The 19,124-nt window shown below is 34.0% G+C and carries 16 protein-coding genes; 1 reads left to right on the top strand and 15 read right to left on the bottom strand.

Annotated elements, in window-relative coordinates:
• Window positions 1-201 precede the first annotated feature (201 nt).
• The 15 genes from moaA to B0A81_RS19605 all read right to left on the bottom strand — a co-directional run bounded on the left by moaA (window position 202) and on the right by B0A81_RS19605 (window position 14,811).
• A complete protein-coding gene (gene moaA / locus B0A81_RS19675; protein WP_089059592.1) occupies window positions 202-1,209 on the bottom strand; it encodes a GTP 3',8-cyclase MoaA in 1,008 nt (335 codons plus the stop codon).
• Window positions 1,196-2,110, bottom strand: coding sequence for a bifunctional molybdenum cofactor biosynthesis protein MoaC/MoaB (gene moaCB / locus B0A81_RS19670; protein WP_089059591.1), 915 nt, complete (start codon window positions 2,108-2,110; stop codon window positions 1,196-1,198). Before moaCB ends, moaA begins: the two co-directional genes overlap by 14 nt.
• The gene (locus tag B0A81_RS19665) at window positions 2,110-2,541 is read right to left on the bottom strand and encodes a molybdenum cofactor biosynthesis protein MoaE (protein ID WP_089059590.1); all 432 of its coding nucleotides are present in this window, start codon (window positions 2,539-2,541) and stop codon (window positions 2,110-2,112) included. The genes moaCB and B0A81_RS19665 overlap by 1 nt, the downstream gene beginning before the upstream one ends.
• Window positions 2,542-2,686: 145 nt before the next feature.
• Window positions 2,687-3,757, bottom strand: coding sequence for a HesA/MoeB/ThiF family protein (moeB, locus tag B0A81_RS19660; protein WP_089059589.1), 1,071 nt, complete (start codon window positions 3,755-3,757; stop codon window positions 2,687-2,689).
• A gap of 4 nt (window positions 3,758-3,761) precedes the next feature.
• Window positions 3,762-3,998 (bottom strand): MoaD/ThiS family protein, encoded by a 237-nt coding sequence (locus tag B0A81_RS19655; protein ID WP_089059588.1) that lies wholly within the window; start codon window positions 3,996-3,998, stop codon window positions 3,762-3,764.
• Between the two features lie 2 nt (window positions 3,999-4,000).
• The gene (cobA, locus tag B0A81_RS19650; protein ID WP_089052740.1) at window positions 4,001-4,789 is read right to left on the bottom strand and encodes a uroporphyrinogen-III C-methyltransferase; all 789 of its coding nucleotides are present in this window, start codon (window positions 4,787-4,789) and stop codon (window positions 4,001-4,003) included.
• Window positions 4,790-4,794: 5 nt separating this feature from the next.
• Window positions 4,795-5,367, bottom strand: a complete 573-nt coding sequence (locus B0A81_RS19645; protein ID WP_089059587.1) for a molybdenum cofactor guanylyltransferase — start codon at window positions 5,365-5,367, stop codon at window positions 4,795-4,797.
• Between the two features lie 233 nt (window positions 5,368-5,600).
• Window positions 5,601-6,773: a molybdopterin molybdotransferase MoeA gene (locus B0A81_RS19640; protein ID WP_089059586.1), complete on the bottom strand. Its 1,173-nt coding sequence runs from the start codon at window positions 6,771-6,773 to the stop codon at window positions 5,601-5,603.
• Window positions 6,774-6,938: 165 nt separating this feature from the next.
• Window positions 6,939-7,187: a DUF6755 family protein gene (locus tag B0A81_RS19635; protein ID WP_089059585.1), complete on the bottom strand. Its 249-nt coding sequence runs from the start codon at window positions 7,185-7,187 to the stop codon at window positions 6,939-6,941.
• 24 nt (window positions 7,188-7,211) lie between these two features.
• Entirely contained in the window at window positions 7,212-7,724 is a 513-nt protein-coding gene (locus B0A81_RS19630) for a Rieske (2Fe-2S) protein (RefSeq protein WP_089052736.1), read from the bottom strand.
• A gap of 9 nt (window positions 7,725-7,733) precedes the next feature.
• Window positions 7,734-8,303: a 4Fe-4S dicluster domain-containing protein gene (locus B0A81_RS19625; protein ID WP_089059584.1), complete on the bottom strand. Its 570-nt coding sequence runs from the start codon at window positions 8,301-8,303 to the stop codon at window positions 7,734-7,736.
• Between the two features lie 17 nt (window positions 8,304-8,320).
• Window positions 8,321-10,537 (bottom strand): molybdopterin oxidoreductase family protein, encoded by a 2,217-nt coding sequence (locus tag B0A81_RS19620; protein WP_089059583.1) that lies wholly within the window; start codon window positions 10,535-10,537, stop codon window positions 8,321-8,323.
• A gap of 98 nt (window positions 10,538-10,635) precedes the next feature.
• Window positions 10,636-11,688 carry an MFS transporter gene (locus B0A81_RS19615; protein WP_089059582.1) on the bottom strand — a complete coding sequence of 351 codons (1,053 nt, stop codon included), beginning with the start codon at window positions 11,686-11,688 and terminating at the stop codon, window positions 10,636-10,638.
• A gap of 28 nt (window positions 11,689-11,716) precedes the next feature.
• Window positions 11,717-13,309 (bottom strand): magnesium transporter MgtE N-terminal domain-containing protein, encoded by a 1,593-nt coding sequence (locus B0A81_RS19610; RefSeq protein ID WP_089059581.1) that lies wholly within the window; start codon window positions 13,307-13,309, stop codon window positions 11,717-11,719.
• A gap of 26 nt (window positions 13,310-13,335) precedes the next feature.
• A complete protein-coding gene (locus B0A81_RS19605; protein WP_089059580.1) occupies window positions 13,336-14,811 on the bottom strand; it encodes an MFS transporter in 1,476 nt (491 codons plus the stop codon).
• 1,174 nt (window positions 14,812-15,985) lie between these two features.
• Between B0A81_RS19605 and B0A81_RS19600 the strand changes: the two genes are divergently transcribed.
• Window positions 15,986-19,117 carry a SusC/RagA family TonB-linked outer membrane protein gene (locus B0A81_RS19600; protein ID WP_089059579.1) on the top strand — a complete coding sequence of 1,044 codons (3,132 nt, stop codon included), beginning with the start codon at window positions 15,986-15,988 and terminating at the stop codon, window positions 19,115-19,117.
• Window positions 19,118-19,124: the final 7 nt, after the last annotated feature.

Below are 19,124 nucleotides of genomic sequence, written 5' to 3'. Positions count from 1 at the left end.
AAATAAGATCGCCAATCTTTGTCGATTTACGAGTGTGATTTCTCTCCCGAAGCCTCGGGATCGAAATGACAAGATTGTGTAAAAAGACTTCGACTTCGCTCAGCCTGACAATTCACACTTCACACTTCACATTTCACAAGTAACATTTCACAATTCACAATTCACAATTCACATTTAACATTATAACATTTAACAATTAAACTATCCGCCAATTGCAATCATACTGCGATTATCAAAATGTTTAGCAGGATCATTCATTTCATCAATAGTCACCATTCCTGCTCTGACTTTCTTTTTACTTTGAATAGATGTTTCAATTAAATTCATAATTGATTCGCCATTTCTAAAAGGAGTCAATAAATCAGTTTCAGAATTTGAAAAAAGACAGTTTTTTATTTTACCGTCAGCAGTTAAACGAATTCGGTTGCAGCTGTCACAAAACGGATTTGTAATCGAACTTATGATTCCGAAATCGCCTTGAAAATCTTTTATTTTATAATTCCTGGAAGTAAAGTTTTTCTCGTCTTCTAATTTTTGCATTTGATCTGAAGAAAAAGTATTTCCAACCAAAGATAAAATCTCATTTTGTGAAACCATTTTACTTCTGTCCCACTCGTTTCCTGCAAAAGGCATAAACTCAATGAAGCGCACAGAAATAGGCAGAAACTGCGTTAATTTTACAAAATCAACAATTTCATTATCATTAAAACCTTTCATTAAAACCACATTTACTTTTACCTGAAAATCATTGTTTAAAAGTAAATGGAGATTATCAATAACTTTCTCAAACTGATTTCTAAGCGTTACAGCATGAAATTTAGACGAAATCAAAGTATCTAAACTCAAATTGATCTTTTTGATTTTAAATTGCTTTAAAACGGCAATATGACGGTCAATTAAAATTCCGTTTGTCGTAATAGAAAGCGAAATATCTAAAGAAACCAATTTTGAAATAATCTCAGGAAAGTCTTTTCGAAGAAGTGGTTCTCCTCCCGTTAATCTAATTTTATCAACACCATTTTTCACGAAAGTTTCGGCGATACTAAAAATCTCTTCAGCAGTCATTAAACTCGCTTTTGGAGAAAGCGCAATTCCGTCGGCTGGCATGCAGTATGTACAACGCAGATTGCATTTTTCCAACAGCGAAATGCGCAGATAATTGTGTCTGCGTCCAAAACCATCCGTCAAAATAGTATTAGAGGCTGTCATGATTTTTTCCTTTTAAAATATGAAAAACGTGCATTACATGCGGAAACACAGCATCCATCGATTCTCTCGCTCCGTTTGTAGAGCCTGGTAAAGCCAAAACTAAGCTTTTGCCCAAAGTTCCTGCAACAGTTCTAGACAACATTGCGTAAGGCATTCTTTGCTGTCCGTAATCACGAATGGCTTCCTCAATTCCTGGAATTCTGCTTTCTAATATTGGCGACAAAGCTTCTGGCGTTACATCTCTCGGTGATAATCCTGTTCCGCCCGTAAAAATTACCAGCTGATTTTCTTTGGCGTAAGCTTTTGTTCTTTCCTGAATAATATCTAATTCGTCAGGAATAATTTCATAATGCGAAGTTTCAACTCCGTATGAATCTAATTTTTCTACGATTATTTTTCCCGATCGATCTTCTTTATCGCCTGCAAAAATGGAATCAGAACAAACAAAAACAGCCGCTTTTATAACGTTTGGAAATTTATTTTTGAAAGAGGATTTTCCGCCTTCTTTAGTAATCAATTTGATAGTCGAAATCTCGATTTCTTTATCAATTGGTTTCAGCATATCGTACATCGTCAATGCTACGATTGATGCTCCGTGCATAGCTTCAACCTCAACTCCGGTTTTGTAAACGGTTTTTACATTAAAGATAATCTGAATTTCTAATCCTTCAATTTTATATTCTACCGAAGTAAATTCAATTGGAATCGGATGACAATCGGGAATGGATAAATGCGTGTTTTTTACCGCAAATAATCCAGCTGTTTTTGCCATTTCGAGAACATTTCCTTTTGGCACAAGATTATTTACCACAGCATCAATTGTTTCTTGTTTACTGACTTTTACAATTGCCGATGCTGTTGCTTTTCGTAATGTGCTTATTTTATGCGTAATATCTACCATTAACTATTTTGTTTCCAAGTGAATGTATCGTTTTCAAACATTTCTTTACCAAAAATTGGCACGTCGGTTTTTATCCAGTTTACGATGGTTTCTGTGGCTTCATAAACTTGTTTGCGTCGAGTTGCCGAAACAAACACAAACAAACAGATTTCACCTGCTTTTACAACGCCTAAACTGTGATAAATGTGCATGCAGGTTAAGTCGAATTTAGCAAAAGTTTTCTCGCGAATTGTGTGCAATGCCTCATTTGCCATATCGGTGTAAGCCGAATAATCAATTGCAACAACTGTATTATCGTGAATTACATCGGCACGAACTTGTCCTAAAAAAATATTGTGCGCCCCAATTGTATGTTTCGATTGGTGTTTTGCGATTGACTCAGCAATAAATTCAGGAGAAATTGGTCCTTCTACAAATACATTTTTACTCATTTTTTATATGTTTTTTTTTGCCACTGATTACAGAGATTAAAAGGATTTTTACTTGCTTTGTCAGGCTGAGCGGAGTCGAAGCCCGAGCCCAATTGGAACGCCCTTCGACTCTGCTCAGGGTGACAACCTAAACAATAATCTGTGACTATACTTTTATTTCTTCTTTCAATAAATTCTTCATTGCTAAAACGCCTCCAGCAATACTTTTCACATTCTTAAATTGAAGTTTTTGAAATACCTCAACTGCCATTTTACTTCTGATTCCGGATTGACAGAAAACGTAGATCATTTGGTTTTTGTCAATTTTTTCGATTTCATTTTCCAAAAGCATTAACGGAATCTGAACTTGATTTTTTAAACTGATTTTTGGCAATTCATCACTATTTCTAACATCTACAAATAAAACAGAATCATTGTTTATTTCCTCTAAAACTAAATCAAAACTTATTTCTGCAACCTCAGATTTATTATATTTTTCTTCGAATGATTCTCTGCTTATTGACTGAATATCACTTTTGTCAAAACCATATTTTTGCTGTTCGTTGTTCAAAATATTGTAAACCAATATTTTTCCGTTCAAAACTTCTCCGATTCCGAGAATCATTTTTAAAACTTCATTTGCTTGAAGCAGACCGATAATTCCAACTGAGATTCCAATTACTCCCGCATCTTCACAATTCAAAGCATTATTATTTTCATCGGGATACAAACATCTATACGTTGGTCCGTTTTGATAATTAAAAACAGAAACTTGTCCCTGAAATCTAAAAATAGATCCATAAACCATTGGTTTATTAACGACAAGACAAGCATCATTTATTAAATATTTTACTGCAATACTATCTGTTGCGTCAACAATAATATCATATTTTTCAAATAATGAAATAGCATTTTTTGCTGATAACTTTTCAGAAACTGCGTTTACTTTTACTTCAGAATTCAACTCAGAAATCATCAATTTGGCTTCTTCAGCTTTTGATTTTCCAACTGCTGAAGTTTTATAAATAACTTGTCGGTGCAGATTTGAAATTTCAATTGTATCATCATCCACAATCCCAATTTCACCAACTCCCGCGGAAGCCAAATATGGCAAAATCGCTGCGCCCAAACCACCGGCACCAACAACCAAAATTTTAGATTTCAGCAATTTGTACTGACCTTCGTCTCCAATCTCTGGAAGAATTATTTGTCTGTTATATCGGTTTGATGTATTCATTCTTTTATCCTCCTGCAAACGGCGGCAACAAAGCCACAACATCGCTTGTCTGTAATGTAAAATCTGTTGTTTTTGAAACTATTTTTTGGTTTACGGCAACGCTGAAAGTCAGAGATTCGAACTCATATTTTTCATTTAAGTCCTGCAATAGTTTTTGCAGTGAAACTTCAGAAAAAGATAACTTTTCGAATTCACATTTTGTCTTTTCGGCTACAGCTCCAAAATATTTAACTTCAATCATTCTTATAAATTTAAATTCTGAAAAATAAATTCATCATCAAAATGTTCCTGAAAATACGAAATCCAGCTTGAAGTATTTCGTACTACTTCGCCAATCACAATAATTGCAGGCGATGATATGTTTTTTTCAGATACCAATTTAGTAATTGTATCAATAGTTCCAATTACTTTTTGCTCTGAATTTTTCGTTCCATTTTGAATGATGGCAATTGGCAGATTGTCATTTCTATTTTCTTGATAAATAGAAATAATTTCGTCCAGTTTATGCATTCCCATTAAAATAACTACCGTTGCAGCTGATTTTGAAGCTAACTGAACATCTTTTGATAATTTATGATCTGAAGTTGTTCCGGTAATTACCCAAAAACTTTCGGCAACTTTTCTTTGTGTCAAACTAATTCCTACTGAAGCAGGAACACCTAAAGCTGATGAAATTCCAGGTACAATTGCGGTTTCAATTTCAAATCGCTCTGCAAATTCAATTTCCTCACTTCCTCGTCCAAAAATAAAAGGATCGCCTCCTTTTAATCGAACAACATGTCCGTGTTTTTTTGCCATTGAAACAATCAAATCATTAATCTGATCTTGTGTGTAAGCGTGACAGCCCAATCGTTTTCCAACAAAAACTATTTCGGCATTTGATGCATATTCTAGTAATTCCTCGTTAACCAAAGCATCATACAAAACAACATCGGCACTTTTTAAAGCTTTAATAGCTTTCATCGTAATCAATTCAACGTCTCCCGGACCTGCGCCAACAATCGTTAATTTTGGTGTTTTCAAGCTTTGCATAATCTTTAACTTAAATTGATATTCAGATCATTTAATTCGTCAGCCGAATTAATATTGGTTAAATGAAAGTTTTCACTTTCTTCTATATTTACAATTTGATGAGGAACTTTCGCAAGCAAATCCATCATTTTTAATTCATTAGAATCGACTGCATCTTTAATTATTGAAATAACTTTTTTTGAATAAATTCCAATTAATGGGTGTATTCTGCTCTCTGAAGCAAAAACAGTAATTCCGGCTTCTTCTGTATGCTTTGAAATTAATTCTTGTAATAATTCAGTTGAAATTAACGGAATATCGCAGCTTAAAATCAGATTAAACTCGGTTTCAGAATGTGATAATGCGGTATAAATTCCACCTAATGGACCTTTCTCTGCAATAACATCAGGTATTTTTTGGTATGGCAGATAATCATATTCTTTTGAAGCCGTAATCAATTTTATCTGATCTGTAATGGGTAAAATCGCCCGAATTATATGTTCAATAAATGGTTTTTCCTGAAACAGCACTAATCCTTTTTCAGACTGCATTCTGGAGCTTTTTCCGCCGCAAAGAATAAATACTGTTGGTGTTTCCATGATTAATTTTGTTTCAGGTTTTTCCTTTTTTCACGTTTCAGGTTGTTTTACTGCAAAGAGTGCTAAGAATTTTTATTCATTATTATCTTTAGAATTAAGTTCGCAAAGCTGAAAATTCAACAAGGTTTCAAACTTTAGCTGTGTGTTTTTATTTATACAGCGACCTTTATCTTTATTACTCAAAAATCTTTTTCTATGCTCTTTTCTATTTTCTGATTCTAAGAATCTAAAAATTAATCTATTGGTAATAAAGTAACTAATTGCCCTTTTTTATATTCTTCAATGTTCTCGGGAACTATTAGTAAACTGTTTGCAACGGCAAATGTGTTAAGCATTGCAGAGCTTTGACTGTTTAAAACTTCAACATTTGTTTCGTCGTATTTTGCCTTTAAAAACAATGTTTTCCCTGTATTATTTTTAAGATCTGAGTTTAATTTCCGAATTACTTTTGTTTTGTGAATCTCCGAAAATCCAATTCTGCTTTTTATTGCCGGAGCAACATAAATATAAAAATTAGTCAGCGATGAAGCTGGATTTCCAGGCAAAGCAAAAACTAAAGTTTCATCTTTAGAACCAAAAAACATTGGTTTTCCAGGTTTTTGATTGATTTTATAGAATAACTCTTTTACATCATTCTGCAACAAAGCTTCTTTTACAAAATCATAATCTCCAACGGATATTCCGCCAGAAATTAAAACTATATCATACTTTTTTAAAATACTTTTTAATGCTTTTTTCGTTGCTTTTAAATTATCTTTTACGCTGTAAACTTTCGTTTTTTTAATTCCGATAGTTTCAAGAGCGGCTTGAAGCATTACAGAATTACTTTCGTAAATTTTTCCTTTTTTCAGTTTTCCGCCAGGTTTTACTAATTCGTTTCCAGTAACTAAAACAGCAACTTTAGGCTTCTTATACACTTCAATTTCTGTGATTCCTAAACTGGCCAAAAAACCAATTGCAGCTGGAGTTATTAAAGTTCCTGCTTCAAAAACGATATCATCTTTAGCAATTTGCTCTCCTTTTGCGCGAATATTTGCATTCTTTACGGGCATTGCCGCTATAAGTATCGAATTTTTATTTGCAATTACATGCTCTTGCATTACAACAGTATCAGCATCATCAGGTACAAATGCGCCTGTAAATATCCTAATGGCTTCATTTGCATTCAATTTTAAATTTGAATGATCACCTGCTTGAGATGTACTTACTATATCATATTGATGCTTTATGCTATGTATAAAAGCGTATCCATCCATAGCCGATTGACGAAACGGAGGCATATGAATTGGAGAAATAACTTTCTCTGCCAAAACGTATCCTAATGCTTTATTAACGGCTATTTGCTGTTTAGGCATTTTGGCACTGTTTGCTTCAATTATTGTTAATGCTTCTTCAACTTTTATCATAAAACGCTATCCTTTATAAGCAAAAAAATACTTATTACAAATATAAGTATTTTTACTTAGTTTAAATCATTAGTACCTATTTTTTTGAATATAAATTTAGGGTAATTCTTTTGAATACTCTCAGAAAAAATCTAACAGCATTTTTTTATGGCAGAAGATCTTGCTTTATTTATTTCTAAAATTACCTTTTGGCAGATAATACAACCATGCAAAACCAATTAAAAATAGGATTGCTGATGCTATGAATGCAGGAATCAATATTTCTTTATTATTGTCTAATGCGTTATTTAATGAGGCATACAAAAGCCAAATTTGAATGCTGACATTTAATATTAAAATAAAAATAAGTGTCGAAAGTATATTATTCAGCTTATTAGGGTTTGCGCGATTTTGGCTGCGTCTAAAAGTACTCATACTTATAAAATTAAATTATACAAATTAGCTTTCTTTTTTTTCGATATAGGCTTTTACAAAAACAGCATTCTCTTTAAACACAACTTCTAGTTGCGGTAAAGCTCTTGGCGGCGGTCCAGCAATTACATCTCCAGTTTTTGCATCAAATGATCCTTCATGGCAAGGGCAATGTATAATTCCTGTTCCCGGCTTATAAAATACTGAGCACGATAAATGGGTACATTTTTGCTCGTAAGCTTTAAATTCGCCGCTTTCTAAGTGTATTAAAATATACGGAATTGTACTTCCTTCTAATACAAATCCTCTTGTTCCGCCCACGGGAACATCTTCTTTATTACAGATAAAATGTTCGCCCTGCACTTCTTCTTTTGGCAGTAAAAATGCTTTTGCGGTTACAAATCCGCTTCCTACCATTAATCCGCCAGAAACAAAAGTCAGGAATTTTGCAAAATCGCGTCGGCTGACTTGAGTTGATTCCTGTTTTTTTATGGGGAAGTCCTTTTTCCAGTTTTGATTTAAATTATCTTCTTTTGACATGATCTGGATTTAATATATTCTTAATTCATTAGCGCCTTTTGGCATCATAATATTGACTTTTGTAGTAACTCTTTCTTTTCCAAAAATAAAATTATTGATTGGTGTACTATTTGGTCTCATTTCTTCGATTTGTTCTCTTGTTCCGTAAAATAATGCTCCACTTGGACAGACTGTTGCACACATTGGTTTTTTTCCAACGCTGGTACGGTCATAGCACATTGTACATTTCATCATTAAATCGTATTCTTCCATTTTTTTAGGTACTCCAAACGGACAAGCCATTACGCAGTTTGAACAACCTATACATCTTTCTGTACTTGCGGTATGAACTACGCCAAATTCATCTTGCGAAATCGCATCAGCTGGGCATACATTGGCACAAACTGGGTCTTCACAATGCATACAAACTTGCACAGTAGTTTGGATTGTCGAGGAGCGTTCTACATAATTAACACTGATCAGAGATTCCTGTCCGTTTGTTTCGCATTCTGCACAAGCCATTTCACAGGCTTTACATCCAATACAGCGTTGCAGATCTACAAAAAACTCTTCGTTTCTATTAAAATTGGTTAAATTCATAAGTCTTCTTTTATAGATTAAACACTTGCAAAAGCATCAGATCCAGCAGAGGATGGTGCAATTTCGCCAAGCGGATTTAATGAACAGGCACAAACTTTAAATTCTGGCATTTTAGAAATAGGATCTAAAGTTCCAATTGTTAATTGATTAGCCGATTTAATTCCCGGCCAGTGGTATGGTATAAATACAGTATCTTTTCGGATGGTTTCAACTATGTTTGCAGGAAAAACTCCTTCTCCTCTTCGGGTTAAAACTTTTACCAATTCACGTTGCTTAATACCATATTTCAGAGCCAGCTCAGGATGAATTTCTAACAGCGGTTCAGGAAATTGATCTACCAGCTTACCAATTCGACGGGTTTGTGTTCCGCTCAAATATTGAGAAACCACACGACCTGTCGTTAATGTTATTGGAAATTCTTCATCAGTAACTTCTCCTGGAAGTTTATATGGAGCAGGATTAAAATGAGCTCTTTTATCTGGAGTTGCAAACACTTTGTCTTCCCACAATCTAGGTGTTCCGGGATGATCATCTGTTGGACAAGGCCAAAAAACGCCCATATTGTCTTCTATTTTTTTATATGATATTCCGAAATAATTTGCTGTTCCGCCATTAGATGCAACACGCAATTCATTAAATATAGCTTCACTATTTTCATAAGTAAACTTATCTTCTACTCCCAATCTTTTTGCTAATTCTAAAAATATTGAAGTATCTGTTCTAGCATCTCCAGGAGGTGTCACAGCTTGACGAATTCGGATAACTCTTCCTTCTGCCGATGTTGTAGTTCCTTCTTCTTCTTCTTGCAATGATCCAGCCAGAACAATATCTGCATGACGAGCGGTTTCATTTAAAAAGAAATCAATACAAACGTAAAACTCTAATTTTTCAAGTGCTTCTCGTACATAATTATTATTAGGCAATGATACTAGCGGATTAAAACAAATAGAAAGTAAACCTTTTATTTCTCCTCTGTGTATAGCATCAATAATTTCATAAGCCGATAAACCTTTTCCAGGCATGTCTTTTTCATCGATTCCCCAAACTTCTGATATGTATTTACGATGTTCTGGGTTTTCAATGTCTCTATTTCCAGGTAATTGATCACATTTATGACCATGCTCTCTTCCTCCCTGTCCATTTCCTTGTCCAGTAATTGTTGCATATCCGCAGTAAGGTCTGCCTAATCTTCCTGTTGCCAAAACTAAATTAATACAGCCTACTACATTATCAACACCTTTAGAGTGTTGCTCTATCCCGCGTGCGTGAAGTAAAAAGCTCGTTTTTGCTTTCCCCCATAACTCAGCAGCAGCTTTTATCTTTTCTTTATCAATTCCAGTAACTTCTTCCGCCCATTCTAAAGTATAATCTTTTACTGCATCAATTGTTTCTTGAAATCCTGAAGTATGATTGTCGATAAAATCATGATCTAACATATCATGATCTACCAGATATTTTAGCATTGCTCCATATAAAGCAGAATCTGTTCCGGGCTTTACATCTAAATGAATCTCTGCAGTCCTTGCTAACGGAATCATTCTTGGATCGATTACAATTAATTTAGCACCGCGATCACGAGCTTTCCAAATCCAGTGGGTTAAGGTTGGAAATGTTTCACTGATATTTGCACCGGCAACAATAATTACTTCTGCATACTCAAGGTCTGAATAATTATTTGAACCTCGATCTAAACCAAAGGCTTTTTTATTTCCTGCTCCTGCACTTACCATACAAAGTCTACCGTTGTAGTCTAAGTTTTTTGTTTTTAGGGCTACACGAGCAAACTTACCTACTAAATAACTTTTTTCATTTGATAATGACACACCAGATAACATTGAAAAAGCATCTTTACCATACTTTTCCTGAATTCTTTTAATTTCAGATACGGTTTTATCCATTGCTTCATCCCAAGTCGCCTTTTCAAAACCTTTTCCTTCTACTCTTTTCAAAGGATGTAATAAACGATCTGGGTGATTATTTTGTAAATAGCGTTGTACTCCTTTTGGACATAAACGCCCTTCGTTGAAAGGAAATTCCATCCAAGGTTCGAAGCCAACTACTTGATTATCTTTTACAGATAATTGAATACCACATTGCATGCCGCAAAAGCAGCAATGTGTTTTTACCAATTTATCTGGTTCGTCTCTACCTTCATAACCATCTTTAGGTGCATAATTTAAATGCGGACCGAACTCTTCAATAATTTTTTCAGCTGATACAGGTAATTTTGCCATTGTCTTTTTTTGTTTGTTTTGTTTCTGGCTTCAAGTTTCAGGTTTAAAGTTCTTTACGGAACTTGTAACCTGAAGCTTGAAACTTGAAACTATATTCTTTATCCAAATAAGCTTCCTCCGCTTTCTATTCTGGCTTTTAAATGTGCTTGCGCTAATCGTGATCTTTTTCCTTCTGGACTTAAATCCAAGTGAGAAGTTCCATCTTCATGTGTAAAATCAAAACCCAATTGTTTGGTTACAATTTTTAAGTCATTGATATGAAGTTTTGTTGCAAATTCTTCACCAGTGTGCGGGCAAACTGCCATTCCTTGTTTGATTCCTTCTTGTTTATAAATATGAGCTCCAATTTGTGCAGGACGCTGAATGATATGAAAGAATTTTCCAAACGGAATCCATATTAAAAACATGATTACGGTTACGGCATGAATTACGGCTAAGAAATCATATGCAAATCCTTTCATGAATTGATATGAATAGGTTAAGCATAAACCAGTAACCGATATTGCAATTAATAATATCAACGGCAATAAATCTCCTTCAAAGGTTTGAGTAGCAATTAATCCCGGATTTGTTAATCTTCGTCTTAAATAATATACAGACCCGATTATTACAAGCCATGATGACCAGTTTAGGGCATGAAAAATTAAAAAGGCAAGAAAAGATCCTATTTCGAAATCCATCATTTTAAATCCGAAGAAATGCGCTTCGTAAATGGAAATAGAATTAGGTGCCAATGAAAAATGTATCCATCCAAATGTCAACGGAATTGTGATTGCAAAAGCAGACAAGCAGCCTAATGCTATACAAAAATGGGCAAACCAGCGCCATTTACTTCTTGGATAAATAAACTTTTGAACAACAATATTTTGTACTGATTCTTTTCCTAAAAACCACAAATGAGAAAATATTTTTCCTGTAAAAAGAAATTTTATACTTCTTTTAAAATACATCCATGTTGGCGGACGCTGCAGCCAAACGGTATATCGATAAACGATTCCGAAGAAAGCAAATACAGTTCCGAATAAATAAGTAATTAATGCTGCATCGAAATTCTGCAATTGTCTGGAACCATAAAACACAAGTACGATAGTGAGTATTGAAACCAGCGAAGCAACAAGCAGGGCTTTGGTATTAAATGTTTTATCTTTCATCCTTAATTTTAATTTTAATGATTACTTACTAACTTGGTTTCTCGCATCCTTTACGATTGTAGAACCACCAATTGATACCTGTAGCTAATATAGTGAAAATAGCAACACCAATAAAAAATTGATTTACAGTGCCATTAGCTGAAAGATTATTTCCTATTAATTTTGAAAAAATAAATGGTCCAAATGCTGCTATTGCCGCTGTCCAACCAATAACTCCAGCTGCCTGACGTTGGTTTTCGGCAAAAATAATAGGGTATTGTCTGAACGTACCTGCATTTCCAATTCCTGTAAAAAAGAACATTGCTAAAATTACGGTTACAAAAAGAGGAAACTGCTCCATACTTGTTGGCGCTACTAATCCTTCTGTAACTAAAATAATTGATCCTGCCAAAATTCCTAAACCAGTAATTGTAGTAAGTATAGCTCCACCTACTTTATCGGCTACGAAACCAAAAGCAATACGGCTAGCAGAACCTATAAGCGGTCCATAAAAAGCATAAACTAATGGATCTGGCGCGTTTGGAAAATCACCATACAAGAACTTAATCATTAAAGGAAAAGCAGCAGATAAACCGGCAAATGTTCCAAAAGTCATGATGTAGGTAATCGTGCAATACCAAGTATGTTTATTAGAAAAAATATCTAATTGCTCTTTAATTGACGCTTTCATTGGAATACTTTTTAAGTAAAACCAACTTATAATAGACAATAATATTAGGAACGGAGCGTACCAAAATGCAGCTGATTGTAAATAAATTTCGGTGTTTTTGACTGCTGTATTTTTAGGACTGATATCATTTAATATTTTCTCAGCCATCTTTGGATTTGCATTTGCAATAGCCTTAGCTTTTGCTTTTAAAGGCAACGCCGTAAAAAGAGCCACTTTATCATCTGATTTGATTGATGCAGTTACTGAATCAGTGATCGTTTTCTTTACGTTAGTCAATATTCTAGCTTGTACGTCAGGATCTAAAGCAGAAAAAACCTCTTTTTGTTTTTCTATACTAGCATTCTGAAAAACAACAATTGCTTCTTTATGATCAATACTTGTAAATACCTGTGCGGCACCAAAAATACTAACACTTATAATAAGCGGCGTAACAAATTGTGCTACCGAAACACCAAAATTCCCAATTCCTGCCTGAATTCCAAGAGCTGTTCCTTTAAGTCTTTTAGGAAAAAACAAACTTGTACTTGGCATGTAAGAGGAGAAATCCCCGCCACCAAAACCTGTAGTAAAAGCTAAAAGTGCAAATACCCAAAATGGTGTATTTACATCCATCACAGCAAAACCAATTCCGATTACAGGAATTAATTTAATAAGTGTAGCAAACGAGACTATATGTCTTGTTCCAAAAATGGGTAATATAAAAGTATGTATAATTCTCAAAAATCCTGCTGCAAGTCCAGGAATTGCAGTCAGCCAAAAAAGTTGATCCTTAGTAAATCGAAATCCCAATCCTGGCAATTTTACGGCAATAACACTCATCATAAACCATGATGCGAACGATAATACTAAAGTGATCGTTGTTATTGTTAACGTTCTCCAAGCGATTTTACTTCCGGTAGAATTCCAAAATACTTCATCTTCTGGATCCCATTTATCTAACCAAGTTTTCATATATCTATTATTAAGTTATTTAAATTTTAATGATTGCTTTCAATATCTCTGGTGAAATCTGGAAGTTTAGATCGAGTTGCACTAATAATTGTTCGATGCATCCAAAGCAGACAAAGCACAGAAACTATAAAAATGAATATCCATGAACTAGTCCAAAGTCCTGTATAATTAAGAAGATAACCAAAGATTATTGGGCCGGCAAAACCGCCAAGTCCGCCAATTAAACCAACCATTCCACCCACTACTCCAACTTCATTTGGAAAATATTCTGGAATATGTTTATAAACAGCAGCCTTACCAATTCCCCAAGAAATTCCAATAAGAATTACTAAAACCACATATACCCAAAGATTAGCACTAAACTTAATTTGTGTAACTCCTTGCGCTAATAATTCTTTCTTTTTTACTTCTTGATTTTGTTTGACAAGGATTTCCTGCCAAGAATTTTTTACTGGAAAAATCGCAGCTTCATCATCATTTTGAACTTTCTTGGTATGTATGTTATGTACTTTTCCATCTACTACCACTTTATCAGCTGTAATTTCTGTAACCGTACCATTATTCATTGCCATAACTCCAGGCCCAGCGGTAAAAATTTCCATTTTTGGAAACATCAATAAAAAACTAATCACTATCGATGATCCTAAAACCCAATACATTACTTTTCTAGCGCCAAACTTATCTGATAAATAACCTCCAAAAGCTCTAATAACTCCAGATGGCAGACTAAACATAGTAGCAAACATACCTCCCATTACTAAAGTGGTATGGTACACATTCATAAAATTTGGAAGAAGCCATTGTGAATAGGCTACAAAAAAACCGAATACTAAAAAGTAATAAGCTCCAAAACGCCAAACTCGAACGTTTTTAAGAGGCGACATCAATTGTCCCATTGTTTTTGAAACTCCCTTGTTGACTTTATTTTTTGCAAAAACAATAAAAAGTATTCCAATTACAACAAGTGTTACAGCGTAAATAACTGGGAGTGTTTTCCACCCGTTTATCGGATCATTTTCTGATAAATTATTTAGCAAAGTGGGAGCAATAAAAGTAGTAATTGCTGCTCCGGCATTTCCCATTCCGAAAATTCCCAGTGCACGTCCCTGCCACTCTTTTGGATACCAGATTGAAGTATATCCTATTCCAACAGCGAAACTTGTTCCTACTAATCCGAAAAGAAAACTTAATACCGCAAAACTCCAAAATGAAGTTGCAAATGGCAATAAAAATAAAGGAATTGAGCACAATAATAATAAGACTGAAAATACAATTTTACCTCCGTATTTATCTGTTAAAATACCTATAGGCAAACGAAAGATAGAACCTGAAAGAATTGGAATTCCTAACAACCATCCAGTTTCTACAACCGTAAAATTAAATATCCCTTTATCAACTAAATAGGTAACTAAAACACCATTTAATGTCCAACATGCAAAACAAATTGTAAAGGCAAGTGTATTTAAAAATAAAATTCGGTGGGATTGAGACAGATTACTCATATAATAATTATTAAAATATTAGCGAACTATTATCAGTACTTAATATGACAACAAAATTAAAACAGTTAACCTCTGCAAAAAATGACATATGTCATATTAAAGATAATCTTGTCTTTAATATGACATAAATCGAATATAGATAAATCACTTTTTTTTTTGCAGCAACAGCAACATCTTCATTAGAACTGAAATTCCACCTTAATTACAGTAGAAATAAATGCTCTTATTTCCTATCCATCTATCTTTCAACAATCTAAAATTACTAAAAAATATGAAACTACATATGAGTTAACAGTAATTAATTTGTTAAATCATCTTCCTATAATTATACTCTGGCATTTTTTTGATAAAAGCGCTGCATTCAAAATCGCTTTATTACTAGTCACTTAAAATTAAAAAGCCAGCATGTTTTACTAATAAAAATCAAAATTGATCGTCGGTTTGTCAAAATATGTTGTTTTTCTCCTTTTAAAAAAAATATTCCTCTCGTAAATTAAGTGTAAAATACTACATTTCTGTATTTGATAAATCTGATTTCAGACAAATTCCTGTAGACATAAAACAAACTTAAACCACTACAAAACAATACCTTAGACACTTCAAAAACACTTCATTTTTTACTTTTTTTAAAAAACTTAATCTTTTTTTTGGTTTTTATTATATTAAAATTAACTTTGTCTATAGGATTAGTAGAGTTTAAAATAATATTTGAAACCAAAAAAATTATATTTTGAAAACAACCGAAAGCATATCGTATTACATTCTTCCTAAAAAATATACCTATAACACATTTTGTTATATGTGCTTCTGTTGCTAATTCTCAACGCAAATTATTCGTTTACAATAGATTGCTTTTAAAATCTAATATAAAACGAGACTTTTAAATTTCACCACCACATTACATTTTATATTTCAAACCTCTATTTGCGGCACTAAACTGCTTCGGAAAGATCTTTGAACATACCTCAATTTTAAAAAAGAAAATAATTAACAACTAAAAAAAACTAAAATGAAAATGATGCAAACCTGCTGCTGTAAATAAAAAAAGCCATTTCTGCGGCAACAGAAATGGCGAGGCTTAAAGAATATTTATCACTAGATCAAGGACACATTAGAGAGTTGAAAAATCAACTTTCAGGGCGCCTTGTTAATTACTAAAAACCATTACAAAGAAATGAAAAAAAATATAAATCTCATTTTATGGGTTACTTTTTTGTTAACATCCCTGCAATTTCAGGCACAAAATACGAAACCATTAATACAATCTAAACTCGACGGAACTGTAGTTGACGACATTACAAATCAACCCATCATTGGGGCATCAATAAATATTAAAGGCACAACTCACGGAGTTGTAACAGATGCTGAAGGAAAATTCTACTTTCAAACTGGTCAAAAATTACCTTACACTTTAATTATAACCTACATTGGATATAAAAAAACTGAAATAATTGTAGATAAAAATCCTGTAATTATTCATTTAAAAGAGGAACGACAAGAGCTGGACGAACTGGTAGTTGTTGGATACGGAACTCAAAAAAGAAAAGATATTACGGGTTCTGTCGCTTCTGTACCAAAAGCAAATCTATCTCAAGTAACCTCATCTGCAGATAATTTATTAAGAGGTGCTGTTGCAGGAGTTGTTGTAACGCAAAGCTCAGGAAGACCCGGCGCATCATCAAGTGTACGAATTAGAGGTGGAAACTCAATTACAGCGGGTAACGAACCTCTTTATGTTGTAGATGGAATTTTAATTTACAATGACAACAGCAACAGTTCAGCAGGAGTATCTTTTGCAGGCGCCAGTTTAAATGTAATGTCTACTATAAACCCTGCTGATATAGAATCTATTGAAGTTCTAAAAGATGCTTCGGCTACAGCTATTTATGGTTCTAGAGGTGCAAATGGTGTCGTTATAATTACAACCAAAAAAGGAACAAAAGGACAAGACAATATCTCGTATCAAGGTTATTTTGGATTTCAAAATGTTTCGAAAAAACTTAACGTAATGAACGCCAGCGAATGGGCTAGCTTACGAAATGATGTTCAAGCAAGTATTGGACAAGCACCTTCGTTCTCTCCTGCACAAATCGAAGCTTTTAAAAACTCCGGAAGTTACGATTGGCAATCAGCAGCTTTTAGAACCGCGGCTCCAGTACAAAACCATCAATTGTCATTTTCTGGAGGCGATGAAAAGTCAAGATATGCAGTTTCTGCAGGATATTTTGATCAAGAAGGTATTGTTTTGGGATCAGATTTTAAACGTATATCGCTTCGTATAAACTATGAAAAAAACTATTCTCAGAATTTTAAATTTGGAGTAAACGCAAATTATAGTAATTCGGTTTCAAATGGCGTTGGTACAAATGGCGGTGCAGGTGCAGGAAGAAACCCAAATCCTATTGTAAGCGTTTTATTAACTGCTCCTGTTGTTCCTATTAAAAATGCTGATGGAAGTTATAATGTAACGAATAATCCTTATGCAACTTCTGTAAATGGTTTTGTTCCAAATCCAATTAATGATTTAGAAAACACAACTAATGAAACTAAAATCAATAGAATTTTAACCAGCTTATTTGGTGAATATAAAATAACTAAAAAATTGACAGCGAAAGTTGCAGTGAGCGGTGACGTAATTGACACTAAACAAAATTACTACGCATCAGCCAATACAACAACCGGCGCTGGAACAAAAGGGTTAGCTTCTGTTGGTGACAGATTGGTAAGTTCGGTATTAAATGAAAATACCGTGAACTACAACACCAACTTTGGAGAAAACCATAAATTTTCGGTTTTAGGCGGATACACACTTCAATACACTAAAGGAGAAGTAGTTAATGCAGGTGCAAATACTTTTGTAAATGATGCTAACACTTATAATGCGCTTCAAGATGGTGTAGCTGTAAAACCATATAGTGATGCTTTTGAAAGTGTTTTAAAATCATGGCTGACGAGAGTAAATTATTCTTATAGAGGAAAATACAATTTTACATTATCAGCTCGTGCAGATGGTTCCTCTAGATTTGGTTCTGAATCTCTTTGGGGTTACTTTCCTTCTGCAGGATTCTCTTGGAATATTACTGATGAAGAATTTGCAAATAATATTAAAGGCGTAACTGAAGCCAAATTAAGAATTACAGCAGGAACAACAGGGAATCAAGAAATTGGAAACTACCTTTCGTTAGCTTCAATGGGTTCTGTAAATTATGCTTTTGGAGGTACATTACAAACTGGTTTAGCTCCTACCCGATTGGCAAATCCTGATTTGAAATGGGAAAAAACAAATCAATACAATGTTGGTTTAGATTTATCCTTATTAGATCGAAAAATCAACTTTGTCTTTGATGTTTATTATAAAAAGACAAACGATTTGTTAATCAACGTTCCAATTCCGTTAACATCAGGATATGCAACAGTATTACAAAACATTGGCGGGGTTGAAAATAAAGGTATCGAAATTGGTTTAACTACTGAAAATATAAAAACGGAGAACTTTTCATGGAATTCAAACATTGTATTTTCTGCCAATAAAAATAAAGTAACTGCCATAGGAAATGGTGTTGACCAATTTTTTCCAGTTGTGCCAAATGGTTCTTTATTGCAGCAGCAGCCTGTAATTGTAAAAGTTGGAAAGCCTCTGGGAACTTTCTGGGGATACAAGACAAACGGTATTTTTCAAACGCAGGAAGAGGTAAATACACAGCCAAAAATAAACAGTTTAGCCAATACAAAAGTGGGAGACAGAAGATATGTTGATACTAATGGCGACGGCGTTATTACAGCTCTTGACAAAGGAGATCTTGGAACATCACAGCCAAAATTTGTTGGAAGTTTCAGCAATACAATTTCATACAATGACTTCGATTTGAACTTCTCTTTTCAAGGATCGTATGGCGGAAAAGTATTTAATGCTTTAAACCAACAATTAGAAATTTCGACTCTTGGTACAAACGCGGCTACAACTTTAGTCGATCGCTGGACACCAACAAATCCAAGCAACGAAATACCTAGAGCGTCAAGTTCTCCTTTAGGAATAGTTTCTGAACGTTACGTTGAAGACGCTTCTTTCTTACGATTAAAACTAATCACTCTTGGCTACACTTTACCAAAAAGTGTTTCTAAAAAATTGGGAACAAAAAGCGTAAAGTTTTATGTCTCTGCCGAAAATCTAATTACATGGACAAAATACACTGGTTATGATCCAGAGGTAAGTTCATACGAACAAAACAACTTATATCCGGGAATTGACTTTGGGTCTTATCCAAACTCAAAAACATTCATCTCGGGCTTGAACGTAACTTTCTAAGTAAAAA

The organism is Flavobacterium plurextorum, from assembly GCF_002217395.1.
In the GTDB taxonomy this organism is placed as follows: domain Bacteria; phylum Bacteroidota; class Bacteroidia; order Flavobacteriales; family Flavobacteriaceae; genus Flavobacterium; species Flavobacterium plurextorum.
Note: the sequence above shows the minus strand (reverse complement) of the source record. Positions and strands in the feature narration are given on the sequence as shown.